Annotated in this window: 17 protein-coding genes; 10 read left to right on the top strand and 7 right to left on the bottom strand. The window is 60.3% G+C overall.

The features are described from left to right. The 4 genes from DWV43_RS05800 to DWV43_RS05785 form a co-directional block, all read right to left on the bottom strand. Positions 1–676, bottom strand: a 676-nt coding sequence (locus DWV43_RS05800; protein ID WP_199569368.1) for a histidine kinase N-terminal 7TM domain-containing protein, incomplete at its 3' end; no start/stop codon positions are given. A 190-nt stretch (positions 677–866) separates the two neighbouring features. Then, entirely contained in the window at positions 867–1,889 is a 1,023-nt protein-coding gene (locus tag DWV43_RS05795) for a 2-keto-3-deoxygluconate permease (protein WP_117776079.1), read from the bottom strand. 142 nt (positions 1,890–2,031) lie between these two features. Beyond that, complete coding sequence (locus tag DWV43_RS05790; protein ID WP_117629654.1) at positions 2,032–2,355, bottom strand: AzlD domain-containing protein; 324 nt, start codon at positions 2,353–2,355, stop codon at positions 2,032–2,034. Then, positions 2,345–3,001 (bottom strand): AzlC family ABC transporter permease, encoded by a 657-nt coding sequence (locus DWV43_RS05785; protein WP_255413157.1) that lies wholly within the window; start codon positions 2,999–3,001, stop codon positions 2,345–2,347. Before DWV43_RS05785 ends, DWV43_RS05790 begins: the two co-directional genes overlap by 11 nt. Before the next feature lie 162 nt (positions 3,002–3,163). Here DWV43_RS05785 and DWV43_RS05780 point away from each other — a divergent pair, with 162 nt between their 5' ends. After that, entirely contained in the window at positions 3,164–3,976 is an 813-nt protein-coding gene (locus DWV43_RS05780) for an HD domain-containing protein (RefSeq protein ID WP_117776077.1), read from the top strand. Here the strand turns inward: DWV43_RS05780 and DWV43_RS05775 are convergent. From DWV43_RS05775 to DWV43_RS05765, 3 genes are read right to left on the bottom strand one after another with little or no spacing between them, the layout of a single operon-like run. Further along, entirely contained in the window at positions 3,973–5,178 is a 1,206-nt protein-coding gene (locus DWV43_RS05775; protein WP_117817310.1) for an electron transfer flavoprotein subunit alpha, read from the bottom strand. The two genes, DWV43_RS05780 and DWV43_RS05775, sit on opposite strands and share 4 nt — an antisense overlap. Continuing rightward, positions 5,179–5,994: an electron transfer flavoprotein subunit beta/FixA family protein gene (locus DWV43_RS05770; RefSeq protein ID WP_117817309.1), complete on the bottom strand. Its 816-nt coding sequence runs from the start codon at positions 5,992–5,994 to the stop codon at positions 5,179–5,181. Between the two features lie 2 nt (positions 5,995–5,996). Beyond that, positions 5,997–7,598: an FAD-binding oxidoreductase gene (locus DWV43_RS05765; protein WP_117817308.1), complete on the bottom strand. Its 1,602-nt coding sequence runs from the start codon at positions 7,596–7,598 to the stop codon at positions 5,997–5,999. A 346-nt stretch (positions 7,599–7,944) separates the two neighbouring features. Here DWV43_RS05765 and DWV43_RS05760 point away from each other — a divergent pair, with 346 nt between their 5' ends. The 9 genes from DWV43_RS05760 (at position 7,945) to DWV43_RS05720 (ending at position 17,686) form a co-directional block, all read left to right on the top strand. Continuing rightward, positions 7,945–8,241, top strand: a complete 297-nt coding sequence (locus DWV43_RS05760; RefSeq protein WP_089573322.1) for a hypothetical protein — start codon at positions 7,945–7,947, stop codon at positions 8,239–8,241. Continuing rightward, positions 8,238–8,747: a hypothetical protein gene (locus DWV43_RS05755; RefSeq protein ID WP_117817307.1), complete on the top strand. Its 510-nt coding sequence runs from the start codon at positions 8,238–8,240 to the stop codon at positions 8,745–8,747. The genes DWV43_RS05760 and DWV43_RS05755 overlap by 4 nt, the downstream gene beginning before the upstream one ends. Positions 8,748–8,837: 90 nt before the next feature. After that, positions 8,838–9,437 (top strand): hypothetical protein, encoded by a 600-nt coding sequence (locus tag DWV43_RS05750; protein ID WP_117817306.1) that lies wholly within the window; start codon positions 8,838–8,840, stop codon positions 9,435–9,437. Further along, positions 9,421–9,702, top strand: a complete 282-nt coding sequence (locus tag DWV43_RS05745; protein ID WP_117817305.1) for a hypothetical protein — start codon at positions 9,421–9,423, stop codon at positions 9,700–9,702. The genes DWV43_RS05750 and DWV43_RS05745 overlap by 17 nt, the downstream gene beginning before the upstream one ends. An 18-nt stretch (positions 9,703–9,720) precedes the next feature. Then, a complete protein-coding gene (locus tag DWV43_RS05740; protein WP_117817304.1) occupies positions 9,721–11,151 on the top strand; it encodes a hypothetical protein in 1,431 nt (476 codons plus the stop codon). Between the two features lie 61 nt (positions 11,152–11,212). Beyond that, a complete protein-coding gene (locus DWV43_RS05735; RefSeq protein ID WP_233514464.1) occupies positions 11,213–11,986 on the top strand; it encodes a DUF554 domain-containing protein in 774 nt (257 codons plus the stop codon). A gap of 87 nt (positions 11,987–12,073) precedes the next feature. Beyond that, complete coding sequence (locus tag DWV43_RS05730) at positions 12,074–13,828, top strand: TerB N-terminal domain-containing protein (protein WP_233539211.1); 1,755 nt, start codon at positions 12,074–12,076, stop codon at positions 13,826–13,828. Then, positions 13,821–15,125 (top strand): ATP-binding protein, encoded by a 1,305-nt coding sequence (locus DWV43_RS05725; protein ID WP_117817303.1) that lies wholly within the window; start codon positions 13,821–13,823, stop codon positions 15,123–15,125. Before DWV43_RS05730 ends, DWV43_RS05725 begins: the two co-directional genes overlap by 8 nt. Positions 15,126–15,241: 116 nt before the next feature. After that, entirely contained in the window at positions 15,242–17,686 is a 2,445-nt protein-coding gene (locus DWV43_RS05720) for a DEAD/DEAH box helicase (RefSeq protein WP_117817302.1), read from the top strand. The last annotated feature ends 18 nt before the right edge of the window (positions 17,687–17,704 follow it).

Here is a 17,704-nt window from a genome sequence, read left to right as displayed (position 1 = left end):
TCCCGGTTCGACGAACAGCCGATCGTGTCAAATGTGGTCTAACAGAGCCAATCATTATGCCGACACAAAGGCCGGGCACCGAGTATACGACCTGAAAGGTACCGCCCACCAGGGCCGGAATGGCGAAAAATGCCAAGGTTCGATAGATGGCCTTCGTCTGCAGGCTCTCGACCCTGCGAGATTGCACAAATGCATGCAGGGACGTATGTATAACGTAACAGTAGCTGACGATGGGCTGGATCATATAGGCAAAGCCGCGACGATACACGCCCTGCGAATCGATATAGAACAGGGCGTGCGTCCAGTAACTGGTAAACGCCAGCACGACCACCAGAGCCGTAGGCAACGCTACAAGCACCACCCTATAGCGCGAGGTCAAAAGGCGAGAACCCTGCACCGTCTCGGAATAGATAAACCAAATGAGACACGCGATAGCAAAGAGCGAAAACGAAACCGCGTTGGAAATCCAGTTGGCAGCAATGCCCAACGTGCCGTCCACACCGTCCGAAAGCGTCCAGATCATATCGAATAATATGTACGCGGCAGAGGTGTAGCCAAGCATGCTAAACAATAGCTGCTGGGTGCTCGAGAACAAGGAGCGACGACTTCGCACGGCAAGCCCGATAAGAACAATCATGCATAGCACGAATATCTCAATCTTGAGTGCCTTAACCACTAGCGCCATCCCTTCAATACCCAAGTGGTCAGAATCGCCCAATTCGAATCAGGGCAATAAACACCCCTTTACTCCACAGGGGTAAAGGGGATAATAGCAGAGCGCCCGAACATCACTGCAAAACAGTTTCTGTTCGGGCGCCCATACGGCGCGAATTGCACACGCCGGCATCATTGATGGGTATCGATTGCTACTCGCCATCGATGTCAGTCGCGACGGCCTCCTCTATGGCCTCGACACCGACAGGCGACAGATCCTCCTTGCCTTGGCAGAACTTCTTGTCGACCCAGCCAGTCAGAATCGGAGCCATGATCGCCGTGATGATAACGGCGGTGGCGATCTGAGCGTACGCGATGGGCGCAAGCTCGGCGTAGCGCGGTGCGACCTCGGCGAGGGCAACCGGTGTGGTCATAGCCGTGCCGGCAATGGTGGAGCAAGCCACAGCGGCCTTGCCATTGCCGCCGCACAGACGCTCGAACGCAAAGGTGATGGGACCGACGACAAACAGCGTGACAAGGCCCAGCAAGATGCCGGAAATACCGCCGGTGATAAAGCTCGACAGGCTCATGGACGCACCGAGCTGAAATCCGATGACGGCAATCGCGGGATTGGCACCGGGAACCAGCAGGTTCTTGATAAACGGGAACAGGTTGCCCAGAACCATGCCAATAACGAGTGGCAAGATGGAGCCGATAATGGTGCCAATGGGAATGTTGGCGAGGCCGGAAACACCGAGGATGATCATCGTGACGGCGGGGCCAGCCGTAAAGAACAGGATACCGACGGCGCCCTGCTCAGACTCATCACCGAACTCGCCCATGATGCCCGTATAGAGCGCCATGTTGCAAAACGTGATGCCGCCGATGATAGACACGGAGCTCAGACCCAGGAAGTTGTCGTTAAAGAAATATGCCACGCCCAGGCCGAGAGCCGCTGCGACGACCAGCTTGGGGATCAGCACGACGATACCGGTCTTGATGGCACCCGGCGTGGACTTAAAGCTGATGCCGGCGCCCACAAACAGCAGGATCGCGGCGACGATGGCATTGGAGCCACCGCGGCAGGCAGCCGTAAAGAAGCCGCCGATCTCAAAAACCTGCGGGCAGAAGGTGTTGAGCAAAAGACCGACGATCATCGGATAGATCATGATGTCGCCCGGGATGCGCGGGACCTTGAATTTCTTTTGCTCGTTGGCGGTCGCTTCCTGTGCCATGAAACCCCCATTTCCGCTGACGGGGTACAAAAGCCCACGTCACGCTTTGCTACAGTAAAGTTTGACCATGGTACCAGAAGAAATAGACCAGCTCGGTGAGAAATTCGATTCGTTGGACAGGGGCGCTAAACGTGCCCCGCTCTTATATGAGGCTCAAAACGATATAGAACACGATGCCCGAAACACAGCACCACAGCATCGATTTTGTCTTGACCGCCACGGCCACGACGCCGGCAGCCGCAATCCAGGGAACCAAGGCAGGCCAGGGTCCCGCGTCGAACGCGCCGGGGCTCACCAAGTCGTTGGCGACCAGCGCGGCAAAGGCAGCGGGCGGGATATAACCCAGGGCCTCGGTAATGCGGGGCGACAGCGTTCTCCCGCGCAAGGCAAACGCCGGCGCGATGCGAAAGAACGCGATAGCAGCCCACGACGACAGCCACAGAACCAAGAACTCGTTAACGGGCATCGCGGGCACCTCTTCCGTCAAATACAGCATCGCACGCCAACGCAATGGCAATGCCGGCCACGACGCTTGCCGGCACGGCAATATTCGTGAGGCCCAAGAACTTGCATACGGCGACGGACACCGCGCCCGAAACCGCCGCGACAACGTTGCCGCGCGACAGCCGCTGCGAAAAGAGCAGGCAGATAAAGAGCGAGGTGCAGACAAAGGCTGCAATGGCGGTGGGAACATCGACAACGGCGCCGACGATGGCGCCCATCGTACACGAAACGCCCCATGTTGCGATGAGAATCACGTTGAGCACGAAGGACTCGCGCGGGCCCCAATCCTCCCCTTCAACCAACTTGGCAAGCGAGATGCCATATGCCTCCTCGGTAAGTGTCGCGGCAACAGCCAGCGTCTGACGCTTCGAGGCACCCGTCAGATGCGGCGCGATCGATGCCGAGTAAAGCGCAAAGCGCGAGGAGATGGCAGCAACGCTCGCGACGATCGATGCTGCAGGCACGCCCGCCAGCCAAAGATTGCAGATCATAAACTGGCCGCTGCCCGTCACAAACGTGCTGCTCAGAGCAAAGACCATCCAGGGCTCCATTCCCGTCTGCCCCATGATCATTCCGCACGGCGCGCCTATTGCAATATAGGTAAGCATCACTGGCCAGACGATTTTAAAGATCCTAAGGACCATGCCACTCCCATTCTGGTAAGTCGTCTGCAGCGCGCCTTGCAACGCAGCAGAAATATCAACCGGTGGCAATAAAGTTCACCTACAATTGCCACCGGATCGAAAGACACAACTTTTTAGGAAGTCATTATGACAGCTATCGATCGAGACCGGGCGCGCGCGGCCTTCAAAAGCTACACCGATGCCTACGACGCCACCAACCCACGCATCGCGCTCAAAATCGAGCATACGTACCACGTGGCCGAGGCATGCGATGCCGTAGCGCGCGAGCAGGGCTGGTCGTCAGAAGATATTGACCTGGCATGGCTTTGCGGCCTGCTACACGATATGGGCCGCTTTGAGCAGTTGCGGCACTGGGACACCTTTAAGGACGCCGAGAGCATGAGCCATGCAGCGCTGGGCATCGAGGTCCTCTTTGGCGAGAATCCCGCCGATGCACCCGCCGTAACGAGCATCCGCGACTTTATCGATGACCCGGCAGAGGACGAACTGATCCGCGCGAGCATCGCCCACCACAGTGATTTTCGCCTGCCCACGGAACTCGACACCCGTACACGGAGCTTCTGCGAGATCGTGCGCGATGGCGACAAGATCGACATTATGCGCACCATCGCCGACAGCACCGTCGACACCATCCTCAAGGTGGATGAGGACACGTTTCTCGCCAGCCACTTCTCGACACCGGCGCTTACCGCCTTTGACGAGCACCGCTGCGTCGCACGCGATGAGCGCGATGAGCCCGCAGACTACCTGGTGGGACTCATCTGCTTTATGTTTGAGCTCGTCTATCCAGCGAGCCGCGCGCTGGCGCGCAAACAGGGCGATATCCACCGCCTGCTCGACGCGCCCTTTGGCATTACGCGGCCCTTTACCGACCCCGCCACGCAGGCAACCTGGAGCCGCCTAAAGGACGAGATGCGCGACTGGCTGACGCGCGCTTAGCGCTCAAACTGAGCCAGCAGCCCCTCAACGATCTCAACGGCATCGCCGACGACCTTGTACTGGGCGGCACCAAAGATGGGGGCATCCGGGTCCTCATTGATGGCGACAATGCACTCCGCCCCACCGATGCCGGCGAGATGCTGGATAGCGCCCGAGACACCGATGCTCACGAGGAGCTTGGGCGAGACCGATACACCCGTCTGGCCAATTTGGTGGCGATACTCCAACCAGCCTGCCTCCACAATGGGACGCGTGCAACCAAGCTCGGCACCCAGGGCATCGGCGAGCTTTCGCATCAGGGGCAGATTCTTCTTGGAGCCGATGCCGCGGCCCACCACGACCAGACGCTCGGCATCGGCAATTGAGGCCTGCTGTCCCCACTCCTCGGCGGGAATCGAGATCTCGACGCGGGCCTTAACGTCATCCGCAAGCACTACCTGGGTAATCGTGCCGGAGCGGCTATAGTCAAACTCGGGCGCCTTAAAGATGCCGGGGCGCACCGTTGCCATCTGAGGACGGTGGTTGGGGCAGATAATGGTGGCCATCAGGTTGCCGCCAAACGCCGGGCGCGTCTGCTGCAGCAGACCCGTCTCCGTATCCATAGAAAGCACCGTGCAATCGGCCGTAAGACCCGTCTGCAAGCGCACGGCCACACCGGGCGCCAGCTCGCGACCAAAGGCGGTCGCGCCGTACAGAATGGCCTCGGGCTTGCGCTCGGCTACCAAATCGCAGATCAAGCGAGCGTAGACCTCCGCGTCGTTCTGACGCAGGCGCTCGTCACGACAGACCAGAACTTCGTCCGCACCGGCGCAAATCAGATGCTCCAGGTCCCCGAGTGAGCCCTCGGGGCTCATGCCGACCAGTGCCACCAGACGGCAGCCGCGGGCATCGGCAAGCTCGCGCCCCTTGCCCATGAGCTCGAAGGCCACGGATGCAACGGCATCGTGCTCGTCAGTCTGCACGAAGATCCAGATGTCTCGATATGCGTCAAGGTCTGCCGCGCCGGCGGCCTCGTCGCGCTCAATCGAGATGGCGTTGACGGGGCAGGCGTCGACGCACCCACCGCACAGGATACAGCCGTCGGTTACGCGGGCACAGCGATTGGGGCGCTCACCCTCCACCACAATGCCGCCCGAGGCGCAGGCGCGAACGCAGCGACCGCAGCCGATACAGGCTTCGCTATCGATAATCAGCCCGCTCATCTATGCCATCCCCTCAATAATCTTGGCAAGTTTTACCGCCTGCTCGGACGCCGTTCCCTCAACGGCCTCGCACGTTTGGTCACGGTCGGGCACAAACGAGCGCACGACCTGCGTCGGTGATCCGGCAAGGCCGCAACGCGAGGGGTCGGCGTTCACGTCGGCGGCACTGATCACGCGCACGTCCGCCCCCTCTGCCGCGCGAATACCGGCAATACTCGGCATACGCAACTGGCCAATCTCCTTGGCAGTCGTCATCGCACACGGCATCTCCAGGTACACCGTCTCCTCGCCGGCATCGCAGCCGTGAACGAGCGCCAGCGAGCCACACGTCGTAAATCCCGCGCTCTGCACACAGCTCACGTCGGTCACGCAGGGGACCCCAAAGGCGCCGGCCAGCTCGGGGCCGATCTGGGCCGTATCGCCGTCCACTGCCATCTTGCCGCAGATGAGCAGGTCAAAGTCCTCATCGAGTGCCTCGATGCCGCATTTGAGGGCATAGGTGGTGGCTAGGGTATCGGCGCCCGCAAAGGCGCGATCGGTCAGCAGCAGCGCGTCGTCGGCACCGCGGGCGATGCAGTCGCGCAGCAGCGATTCGGTCGCGGGGATGCCCATCGACACCACCGTCACACGCACGTCCATGCCAAAGCCGATAAAGTCGTCCTTCAGCGCTAGCGCACATTCGAGGGCACTTGCATCGAAGGGATTAACGACCGCCTGCTTGCCATCACGCACGATAGTATTGGTCTTGGGGTCCATCTTGACCTCGGTGCTTCCGGGCACCGCCTTGACGCACACCACCATATGGAAATCACTCATCTTCACGCGCCCCCTTTCTGGACGAGTTCATCCAAGAGCTTCTCCGTAAACAGGTTGCCGCGACCCAGCTGGCCGGCAGGATCAAGCTGGAGTTTGAGACGCGCCGACTCGACCATGGCCTCGTGGCCGTACATCGTCTCCAAGAAGCCCGCCTTGATCTTGCCGACGCCGTGTTCGGCAGAAACGGCACCGCCCATGGCCGTGACCTCGGAAGCCCACTGGGCAAAGAGCTCTCCACCACGACGGTAGTCTTGCGCATCGCGCGGCAGGATGTTCACATGCAGATGGTTGTTCCCGATGTGTCCCCAGGCAGCAGACTCAAGCCCGCTTTCGGCCAGCGTGCGGCGATAGAGGGCCACGACATCGGCAAGGCGTGCATTGGGCACCGACATATCCGATCCCAGCTTGGTAATGGTGGGGTCGGTGCGGCGACGCTCGTCAATGAGCATGTTGACGCTCTCGGGCACCGCGTGGCGGAAGAACCGCTGGCACTCGCGATCGACTTCGTTGCGGGCGACCCATGTCGCATCGTCGCGGCCGCCCGCAAGCTCCAGCACCCATCCCAAGTGGTACAGCTCCTCGGTCGCCTGCGCCTCGTCATCGCAATCGAGCTCCACGTAGACACATACCTTGGCCTCTTTGTCGAGCGCCGGCAGCGAGGCAAACGCCGTCGACTGCTCGCGCTGGCGACGTAGAATATCCAGGGCGCCAGCATCGAAGTACTCGATGGCAGCCGCATGGGACAGGACAGGGCGCACGGAATCGGTAAAGGACACCGCCTTGTCCTCGCTATCGAAAAAGCAACTCACACCCCAAACGACCGCAGGCGCCGCCTGCAGGGCAATCTCGAGCTCGGTGATAACGCCGAGCGTGCCGCACGCGCCGATAAAGAGGTCGATGGCGTCCATATCGTCCGCAACGAAATAGCCTGAGGCATTTTTTGTCTCGGGCATGGTATAGCCGGGAAGATCGAGCTCGAGCGTACGGCCCTCTGCCGTCACGAGCGACAGGTGGCGGCCCTGGGCAAAAGCCTCGCCGCGCTGAAGCTCAAGCAAATCGCCATCAGCCAGCGCGACGTGGAGTCCCGTGATATGCGGGCGCATGGGGCCGTAAGCGTAGCTGCGGGCGCCGGAGGCGTTGCATGCCGCCATGCCACCCAGACAGGCAGATGCCTCGGTGGGATCGGTGGGAAAGAACTGCTCGGGGGACTCTTGGAACTCCTCGTAGGCCTCAAGCGATGCCTGGTCCCAACCAGCGGTCGGCAGTACCTTCTTGCTCAGCTGCTTACGCAGCTCCGAGAGCACAACGCCCGGCTCCACGCGCAGCAGAAATTGGCTTTGTTCATCGCGGCGAAGGCCCAAGTAGCGATTCATACGGGAAGTATTGAGGATATGCCCACCGTGGGGCACGGCACCGGCGGCAAGGCCGGTTCGGGCGCCCTGAACCGTTACCGGGACACGCTCGGCATGGAGCGTTTCCAAAATGGCACGGACCTCGTCTTCCGTTGTCGGAAACGAGATGCTCGATGCTTCGCCCGATGCACGAGATTCATCGCGGCCATACTCTTCGAACTCATCGGTGAAGGGTTTAATGGTTGCAGACACGCGAACTCCCCCTTTAGCTAACTACAGTGTTTGCAGGGAGATGTTACCGCATCGTTTCGTCGACGTGTTCGAGACCGTCTCCATAATTGGCGATTTTTACGTTTGTGCAATTCGGCGAACGGCAAGGCTTCCTCGGCAGACGATGCTTTTGACACATATCGCCCCGCCGTCGCCGACCGCTCGATTGTCGCTCGAAAAAAGTTGGAGTAATTTTTTCCACCTTTTACCTGCGGAGATGTCAATCCGTCAAGCATTTGGTCAGAAATTGGTCAAGTAGCGGCTGATACGGTCGGCGTCGACAACCAAAACCGATAGAAGTTTTGGCCCCAGAAGCAGGGAGGTTCCCATGGCATATTACTGGCCCCAGTACGGCGTCGCCATCGAGGTCGACGACGATCCCTATCTCCTGCCTTTCGACGAAGAGGCGTTCCCCGATACGGCGGTCTACCACGTCACCACCGATGTTATCTGCGACCCCGAGTCGTTCTCGGCGCTCGCCCACCACATCGCGCGTATCCACGACATCGAGCTCCCTCACGACTTTGACGAGCTCATCTACTCGCGCCGCCTGATGCTTCACATGCTCTTTGGAGCGGACCCGTCCACGTTCGCACGTGTCTACACCACCAAGGACGCCGCATGAGTGCGAAGAAGCCGCCCCGCCTCGCAGGACTGGGGCGTCGCAAGAAACTCGTCGTTGTCTGTCTGGCTATCGTCTGCGCCCTTGTCGCCGTAGGACTATACGCCTGGCAGTCGCAGCCCGTGCCCGAAGCGGGCGCCTCAGTCACGACGGCAGAGGGTAAATCGCGACAAGAAATCCAAGATGAGCTCGATGCCATCGTCCGCGACAACATGATGACGATTTCGGTCGCGCCGGTCGCTCAGCTACAGGAGGACGGCAAGCTGCGCGTCAACGTGCAAAACGTCCAAGACAATAAATTTCCCCAGCGATTCCGCGTCATCCAAAACGACGAGACCATGTACGAATCCGGTGTGGTCGAGACCGGCAAGACAATCGAGACGTGCCCCGCCGGCGACATCAAAGAAGGCGAGGCATACATCGAGGTCCAGGCACTCGATGCCAAGACCCTCGACAGCCACGGCAATCCGACACGTGTCAAGGTACGGGTTGAGCAAGCCGAGAACTAGCTTTTTCGACCGACGCGGCACCGCACGCAATTCACCAGCATTCGTCCAATCATCGCGGGGACGGCCCGCGGCGAATAGAAAGGAACGACCATGGACATCACCAGGAACATGAACGGAGCCAGAGCGCTCGTCGTGGGCGCAGGGCTCGCGCTCGCGCTCGCAATGGGCGCCGCCCCGACGCCAGCTCTGGCAGCCGGGCGCGTTGGAACCACAAAAGTAATGGTCAGGACCGAGATCGACAACGTAGAGTTCAAAGTTCCGACGGTTATTCCCTTCGTCGCCAAGGCCGACGGCACGCTTCAGGGCCCCTCAGAAGACGCGACCACCATCGACAATCATTCGGCCTACGGCATCCATGTCACCAACATGAAGATCGACGCCATGAACACCTGGACCATTGCCGCCGACGCCAAGGCCGGAACCGCGCAGAATTCCATCGACTTTAAGGTCGGCCCCAACGGCGCACTCCAGAACGCCAGCGCCGCAATGCAGGAGACGGGCCTCGATCTTTCCAAGAATGCAGCCTTCGACATGGGCTACCAGGGCATTGCCGGCGGCACGGACAAAATTAAGCTCAAGACAAGCGGAAACGTCGCCCGCGTCACGCGCGACATCTTCCGCGTAACCGGCGAAGGCGATCAGGTCGCAACGATCACCTGGACGGTCGAGCCCGGTGCGCACACGGCATAAGGCCGTCGCCCTGGCCGCCGCCGTCAGTATCCTAGCGTTTGGGCCAGCCATGACCTTTGCCCAGCAAGAACAGGCGCAGGCCGCCACGCAGGTGACGGTCGACCTCTCGGAGCTCGACCGCGGCTGCCGCGAGGAACCGTTGGCTCAGACAGGCGACAGACGATGGCTCTTGGCAGCAGGCGCCACGGCAGCAGGCGCGGGAACCGCCGGCCTCGGTCTGCACATCAAACGCAGCCAGAAACGAAACACGGACAGGCCACACTAAATTAGCTAAGGAGACCCCATGGCATCGAAGAACCTTTTGCCCGTCGTCGCACTCTGCGGCGCGCTCGCAACCGGAACGCCTGTCGCCGCTTGGGCGACTCCCGTCATGGCAGACTCCTTACCAGCAGCCCTAAGCTCCGCACCAAATCCGTCGAGCGCCATTGCGTGCAAGCGTTTTTCGTTCGCACAGGCCGCAATCTCAACCTCGGGATGCCTTCGTCGTAATACGGACGGCTCGATAGTCGTGGATATCAATCGTTCGAACAAGGCAAACGGCTCCCAGGCGGGGTGCGCCGTCTGCACGTGGCGCTCGATTGTGCTCGATGCAGATGGCGATCCGTGCGATTTGGGGTTGCGCATCGATATCGCTTCGGTCGATGACTCGGCGAACGGAGCGAAGGTCGCCTTCGACGGTGCGTTTTTCGAGAAAGGAGGCGGTATATGTCTGGGCTGCGCCGCCGCGAATGCAGACGATGTGCAGCCCACCCTCTCATTCACGGCATCGCTGCGGCTGACCAAGGCGGGCACCGATGCCATCGCGGCGGGAGAAGCATCCCTGCTGTTCTACGCCGCCAGTACCGAAGACACAGACATTCATTTCGAGAAGCCGGCCGGATCGCTCAGCCTTACGCGCGGGACGGAGGCAGGCCCTATTGCGATCGATACCCACACGCTAGGCAGGCAACGCATTCTTGCCGACCCGGCGCTTCTCGAGATGGAGTGGAACGGATCCGGAGCCGTCGGGATTGTCCCCTCCGCGCTTGACGCCAAGACGCTCCCCTCAAACGACGAACCCATCAACGCAACCATACAAGAAGAGAGCACGGACAAAGAAGCAGGTGCGGGCGACACGCCGTCGCCGACAAACAGCGTCCCAGCTTCTTTCGAAGCACCGAATGAGCCCGCTACCGGTCCAAACGATCCCGAGCTCGCGGACAGTCTGGGGCTTGCTGATCCTCAGGAGATCGATGAAGGTAACTGCTGCGTGCTTGCCGCCCTCGACCACACAGAGGTCATCGACGCCGCGAGCATCGAAGTTGCCGCCGCCAATCAGCCCGTCCGCAAGTCGGCCATCATCGCATTTCCCGAATCCATCGAAGTCGTCTTTTTGCCATCGGGCGAGGTCGTGGCCCCAACACTGCTCACCTTGTTGGGCGCCAAGAATACTCGAAACGAAATTAAAAAGGTCACGGTTGTCGACCCTGCAACCACCGCTAAACTGCGTCTATACGCCGTTGCCCCAGACGGAGGCAAGACCTTGGAATTCGATGGCGACACACTTCTAGCCTGGCGCCGTCTGGACATTATGCAAGACGTCTCGTATCAGATCGAACTCGAAGGGTTTGATCGTGCCCGCGATGCCAATATCATCGCCGCGGCTATTGAATCCCCACAGCGGCTTATGACACTGCGCTTTGACTACTATCCCTATGTCCCGACAACCACCTGAGGCTTAAATGCTGCGCATCATTCCTAATACCACTTATATAACGTATTAGATGAGTCGCGATGTGCCTCGCATTTCGTTCTGCTACGATTGCCACGTTGGCATCAATACAGGAGGGCTCATGCCGGGCTTGGGAACAATCATCAACGTTGCGCTTTTAGTTGCGGGCGGTCTTTTGGGATTAGCGGGCGGCCGCTTCATTACACCGCGCATCCAAGACACGCTCATGAAAGCATCGGGGCTGTGCGTCCTGTTTATCGGCCTGGGCGGCACCATGCAAAAGATGCTCATCATCGATGGAAAGGCGCTAGCGACCACCGGTACCACCATGCTCATCGTCTCATTTGCGCTCGGTTCGCTCATCGGCGAAGCCATCAACTTGGAGGCCGCCATCGAGAACCTTGGCGAATGGCTCAAGCGCAAGACTGGCAGTGAGGGCGATAACGAGTTCACCAACGCTTTTGTCTCGACTTCACTCACCGTGTGCATCGGCGCCATGGCCATTGTGGGATCGATCCAGGACGGCCTGCTCGGCGACTGGTCAACGCTTGCCCTCAAGGGCGCACTGGACTGCATCATCGTCTGCACCATGACGGCCTCGCTTGGCCGCGGCTGCATCTTCTCCGCCCTGCCCGTCGCCGTGTTCCAGGGGACGATCACGTTGTTTGCCGGCGCGCTCTCCCCCATCATGACCACAGCAGCCCTCAACAGCCTTTCGCTCGTAGGCTCCATGCTCATCTTCTGCGTCGGCGTCAACCTCATCCGTCCTCAGACCTTCCGCACGGCCAATATGCTTCCCTCCGTCGTCATCGCCGTCATATACGCCCTCCTGTTCTAAATCTATCAACGCAGCGGTATCTCGAACATCTGTTTGATGCTGTGCTATGATATGAGGTCACCGTAGCTGCGTTCGAGAGGAGGAGCGGTGGCCGACCAGGACATCAAGATGCTCATCGAGCGCATTATGGCCGAGGCCCGGACCCATCAGTCCGCCCGCTTCTCAAACGAAACCTACGCAGACGAGCCGATTCTCAAAACCGGCCGACAGATGCAGAATTTCCTCCCCGACCAGTACCGTAAAATGCGCGAGATATCGCGCTGGCAGGATGACCCCAAGGGCGGTGCGGGCCGCTGGCTTTCGGAAGCCGAGCTTTTTTACCGCCAGGGCCTGCTGATGGCCGACTTTGAGGACGACTGTCCCTACAACGGCACCTTTAAGTCGTACTTTCCCACCTACAACGCCATGAGCGACCGGCAACTGCGCGGCTACTTTACCTGGCGTGCCCAAGTGCGCCGCGGAACCGTCGAGGAAACGTCTACGTCCTTTGCCTTTCTGTATCTCTATGAGCTGATCTGCGGCATTGGCGTAGATAATCCACTCGATGGTTTTAACAAGATCAAGGCTTTTTGGGATGTCTATCGCGCCTTCGAGCCCGGCATCGACCGGTTTGCGCGCGTGTGGCTGCAAGATTACGCCGTGTTCCACGGGCTCGACCCCAAGCTGCTTCGCGACTCTAAAACCGTCATGTTCGATAACGCCCTTATCGAACTGCGGCGCGCGGCACGAGACCTTGTACCGGCACCGTCCGGCCAGACCCCTAAGCGTCGCAAAACCTCCGAGCCCACGCTCCCCCTTCCGCCCGATGAGGTGCGCGAGGAGCGACTCATGGCCGCCATCAACGCCCTCTCCACGTACAACCTAAGTAGCTCGCGGCTCGACCGCAGCCACCACCGTGATCTGCGCCACGTGGCGTGCGCCGTGTATGTCCGCATGGCGCGCTACTATGACACGCACCGAAAGACCGGCATCGTGGCAAGTTTATTTGGGGAGGAGACGGCCATGCCCTACACCATGTTTGCCTCGGCCGTATTCTTTGCGCCCGAGCGCCACGAGGACTGCGAATACCGTCTGGACCCCATCCATATCTACCGTTGCCAAAACGGCTTTTGGGAATGCATGCGTATCCACGGTAGTAGGCAAAAGAGCAGCAAACTTGGCGAGATGATGCGCGCCTGCGACCAACGCCTGCGCCTGGCGCTGGACCCTGCCCATCCCCTTAAGGAAGAAAAGGTCCCCAAATATCTGGCCAAGATTATCGATGACGAGATTGTGGCATGGCTTTCGTGGGACGCCGCACACCAGCCCGTCAAGATCGATATCGATCTGAGTCAGCTGGGGCATATTCGGAGCGCCGCCGCACAAACGCGCGAGGCGCTTTTGATTGACGAGGAACGCGAGGACGGCGCGCCTGTGGAAGTCGAGGCGACGCTTATCGAGCAACCGAACACCGAGTCTGCGCCCGACATGACTGCCGAACCTGGCGAGATGACCATACGGCAAGACGAACCCGACGAGCCGACCGTCTCCACCGAAGAGTTTGGCGTCGTGGCACCGCTCCTCGTGTCTGCGCCCGCACCCGTAACGCCCGCGCCCATCGAAGCTGCGAACAAACTCGCGCCCGCCGCAGATGCCTTCCTTCGCGCACTGCTCGAGCAAAACGTAGCGCAAGTGACATCGGCAGTGGCGCACTCGGGGCAGAGCGAGGACATGCTCGTCGATACTATCAACGAGTCGCTCTTTGACCTGGTGGGCGACACCGTAATTGAATTTAGCGCGGCAGGGCCGCAGATTATCGAGGACTACGAAGCAGACGTGAGAGGATACCTAGACCATGAGTGATACCGCATCCGCAGCGCCCCGCGTGCCCAAGCGCGTCGCTGCCGTTATTCTCAACTCGCTCAAGGGCGGCGTGGTCCCGCGCATCGGCCTTCCCTATATCACCGTAGGGCGCGAGGTCGAGATCCGCGCCCTACTCACCGACTTGAACCTCATCGCCGATGGCGGCGCGAGCTTCCGCTTTCTAGTCGGTCGCTACGGCGCCGGCAAGAGCTTTTTGCTCCAGACCATCCGCACGCACGCCATGGGCGAGGGATTCGTCGTCGCCGATGCCGACCTATCCCCCGAGCGCCGCCTACAGGGCGGCCAGGGACAGGGCCTTGCCACCTACCGCGAGCTCATCCGCAATATATCGACCAAGACGCGCCCCGAGGGCGGCGCGCTCAACCTTATCCTGGATCGCTGGGTCGCCTCGTGTGCCGATGCCGACGAGTCTGCCGTTAATGCCCAACTGGCCCCGCTCGAAGAGATGGTCCACGGCTTTGACTTTGTCCGCATGCTCCGCCGTTATCGCACGGCCGTCTCGGAGGGTGACGAAGAAGCTATGAGTCGCGTGACCAAATGGATTCGCGGCGAGTACCGCACCAAGAGCGAGGCGCGCGCCGAACTGGGATCCTCAACCATCATCAGCGATGACGACTGGTACGACTACGTTAAGCTCATTGCGCGCTTTTTGGTCTGCAGCGGCTACAAGGGCATGCTGGTGCTCATCGACGAGCTCGTGAATCTGTACAAGATTCCCAACGCGATCACGCGCCAATATAACTACGAGAAGATCCTGACCATGTACAACGACACGCTCCAGGGCAAGGCACAGTACCTGGGCGTGATCATGGGCGGCACGCCGACCTCTATCGAGGACCGCCGCCGCGGCGTCTTTTCCTACGAGGCCCTTCGGAGCCGTCTCGCTCAGGGCCGTTTTGCGCGCAATGACCTCAAAGACATGCTCGCGCCCATCATCCGCCTGCAGCCGCTCACCTACGAGGAGCTGCTGGTGCTCATCGAAAAGCTCATGCAGATCCATGCCGGCTACTTTGGCTGGACGCCCACGCTTACCGAGAACGACTTGGTGGACTTCCTCAAGATTGAGTTTGGCCGCGTGGGGGCAGACACGCACCTGACGCCCCGCGAGGTCATCCGCGACTTTATCGAGCTGCTCGATATCCTATGTCAAAACCCCGATGCTAACGTGGCCGAGTTGCTGCAAGGCGTCGGTGGCGACGCGCTGGTGCCGGCAGCCGCAACAGACGACACCGACACCGCAGACGATGACCGCAGCTTCGCCGAATTCACCATTTAACCTGCCAAAAAGGGACAGGTTTATTTTGGCAGGTTTTATCTGGGCAAACGCCGATGTTGCAATTCGACGACCCATTGCCCGTTGCGTTTGATAGCCCGTTGTTGAAAGGAGGCCCCGTGAACGCCTTTGACCGCTATGCCCCGTTTATCCAAGACTTCATCTACTCCCACGATTGGGAGAGCTTGCGCTCCATCCAGGTTGCGGCGGCAGATGCCATCTTCAACACGCAAGACAATGTGCTCCTGACGGCATCCACGGCATCTGGCAAAACTGAGGCGGCCTTCTTTCCCATCCTGACCGAGTTTTGGGAGAACCCGCCCGCAAGCGTGGGCGCCCTCTACATTGGCCCCCTCAAGGCGCTCATCAACGACCAATTCGTCCGCCTCAACGACCTGTGCGAAGAAGCCGATATCCCCGTCTGGCACTGGCATGGCGATGTCTCACAGTCGCACAAGGCAAAGCTCATCAAAAAACCGAGCGGCATCTTGCAGATTACGCCCGAGTCACTCGAAGCGCTCTTAATCCATAAGCACATGGCAATCCCGCGTATGTTTTGTGACCTGCGCTATGTGGTCATCGACGAGGTTCACTCGCTCATGCGCGGTGACCGCGGCGGGCAGACGCTCTGCCTTATCGAACGCCTCTCGCGCATGGCGGGCGTGCGGCCCCGCCGCATTGGCCTTTCGGCCACCATCGGCGATCCCGAGCGCACGGGTGCCTTCCTGTCGCAGGGGACGGGACGCGACTGCGTCATCCCCCGCTTTGAGGAGCCGCGCCGCGTTTGGCGTATCTCCATGGAGCACTTCTACAACTCGGGTCCCCAGGCGCAGCAACGAGGATTCACGAGCACAGGTCCGCAGGAAGCTGAGGTGCTCGCATGCGAGCGCATTGAGGCGGCACCACCCGCGGCGCTGCCCGCATCCGGACAAGACATGCGCCATAGCGGACAACTCACACAGGAGGAACGCCGCCAACGTCGCGAGCAGGCACGGGGCAAGGCTGCCCCCAAGGACCGTCGCACTTCCTCAGCCCCCGAGGGCAAAGTCGACATTCCGCAGGCAACCGAACAGGCACTGCTCAACCCCACCGACACCGCACCCGACAACGCCGATCCCGGCATGGGCTACATCTTTGAACATACCCGCGGCCGCAAGTGCCTGGTCTTTGCCAACTCGCGCGAGGAGGCAGAGGCCGTGTGCTCCATGTTGCGCAGCTACTGTGAAAACCGGCACGAGCCAGACCGCTTTCTAATCCATCACGGCAACCTCTCGGCATCGCTACGCGAGACCGCCGAGGAGCTCATGCGCGACGAGGAACAGGCACAGACAACCGTCACCACCTCCACGCTGGAGCTCGGTATTGATATCGGCCGTCTGGAGCGTGCCTTCCAGATCGACGCGCCGTTTACCGTCAGCTCCTTTTTGCAGCGTATGGGGCGCACGGGCCGCCGCGATCTTCCACCCGAGATGTGGTTTGTCATGCGCGAGGAGGAGCCCGAGCCGCGCACGATGATGCCCGAAACGATACCTTGGAAGCTCCTGCAGGGCATCGCGCTCGTACAACTCTATCGCGAGGAAAAGTGGGTCGAGCCACCCGAGCTCGATCGTCTCCCCTACAGCCTGCTCTATCACCAGACTATGTCGACCCTCGCCAGCACCGGCGAGCTCACGCCGGCCGAACTTGCCCAGCGCGTGCTCACGCTCAGCTATTTCCACCGTGTCTCGGCAGACGATTACCGTGTGCTGCTACGTCACCTCATTAAGATCGACCATATCCAGGTCACCGAAGGTGGCGGGCTCATCGTGGGTCTCGCGGGCGAGCGCATCATCAACAACTTTAAGTTCTACGCCGTGTTCCAGGAAAACGAGGAGTTTACCGTCCGGAGCGAATCGGCCGAGCTGGGCACGATCGTTAATCCGCCCCCGCCCGGTGAGCGCATCGCCATCGCCGGACACTGCTGGATTGTCGAGGAAGTGGACTGGAAGCGTCATACCGTCTTTGCCACGCAGGTCAAGGGCCGTGTGCCGGCCTACTTTGGCGACTGCCCCGGCGACATCAATACACACGTACTCGAGCGCATGCGCAAGGCGCTCAACGAGCACGCGGCATATCCGTACCTCATGGGCAACGCACGGGCTCGCTTGGCGCAGGCTCGTCATACCGCCGAGATTTCGGGCGCGGGAACTAAGCCGCTCATCAATCTGGGTGGCGACACCTGGGTGCTCTTCCCCTGGTTGGGCAGCTACGCCTTCCTAGCACTCGAGCGCATGCTTAAAATCAAATGCGCCGCTGAGCTGGGCCTTCGCGGACTCGACCCGTCACGCCCGTACTTTATGCAGTTTAAGATGAAGGCCGACGAGGAGACGTTCTTTGAGGTGCTCGCCGCCGAGGCCGAAAAGGACTTCGATCCCATCGAGCTCGTCTATCCTGGCGAGGTGCCTTACTTTGACCGCTACGACGAGTTTGTTCCCGAAGAGCTCGTGCGCAAGGGCTTTGCCGAAGGCGTGCTCGACATAGAGGGCATGAAGCAGCGCGTTCACGGCTGGCGCGACCACGCCTAAGACCAGTCTTTTTTGGGA

The organism is Collinsella sp. AF05-9, from assembly GCF_003465595.1.
In the GTDB taxonomy this organism is placed as follows: domain Bacteria; phylum Actinomycetota; class Coriobacteriia; order Coriobacteriales; family Coriobacteriaceae; genus Collinsella.
This window is presented reverse-complemented; position numbering and strand designations above follow the sequence as displayed.

Excerpts from the sequence above, each read along its gene's own strand:
- DWV43_RS05795 (WP_117776079.1), bottom strand. The coding sequence starts at position 1,889 with ATGGCACAGGAAGCGACCGCCAACGAGCAAAAGAAATTCAAGGTCCCG.
- DWV43_RS05790 (WP_117629654.1), bottom strand. The coding sequence starts at position 2,355 with ATGCCCGTTAACGAGTTCTTGGTTCTGTGGCTGTCGTCGTGGGCTGCT.
- DWV43_RS05785 (WP_255413157.1), bottom strand. The coding sequence starts at position 3,001 with ATGCTTACCTATATTGCAATAGGCGCGCCGTGCGGAATGATCATGGGG.
- DWV43_RS05780 (WP_117776077.1), top strand. The coding sequence starts at position 3,164 with ATGACAGCTATCGATCGAGACCGGGCGCGCGCGGCCTTCAAAAGCTAC.
- DWV43_RS05775 (WP_117817310.1), bottom strand. The coding sequence starts at position 5,178 with ATGAGCGGGCTGATTATCGATAGCGAAGCCTGTATCGGCTGCGGTCGC.
- DWV43_RS05770 (WP_117817309.1), bottom strand. The coding sequence starts at position 5,994 with ATGAGTGATTTCCATATGGTGGTGTGCGTCAAGGCGGTGCCCGGAAGC.
- DWV43_RS05760 (WP_089573322.1), top strand. The coding sequence starts at position 7,945 with ATGGCATATTACTGGCCCCAGTACGGCGTCGCCATCGAGGTCGACGAC.
- DWV43_RS05755 (WP_117817307.1), top strand. The coding sequence starts at position 8,238 with ATGAGTGCGAAGAAGCCGCCCCGCCTCGCAGGACTGGGGCGTCGCAAG.
- DWV43_RS05750 (WP_117817306.1), top strand. The coding sequence starts at position 8,838 with ATGGACATCACCAGGAACATGAACGGAGCCAGAGCGCTCGTCGTGGGC.
- DWV43_RS05740 (WP_117817304.1), top strand. The coding sequence starts at position 9,721 with ATGGCATCGAAGAACCTTTTGCCCGTCGTCGCACTCTGCGGCGCGCTC.
- DWV43_RS05725 (WP_117817303.1), top strand. The coding sequence starts at position 13,821 with ATGAGTGATACCGCATCCGCAGCGCCCCGCGTGCCCAAGCGCGTCGCT.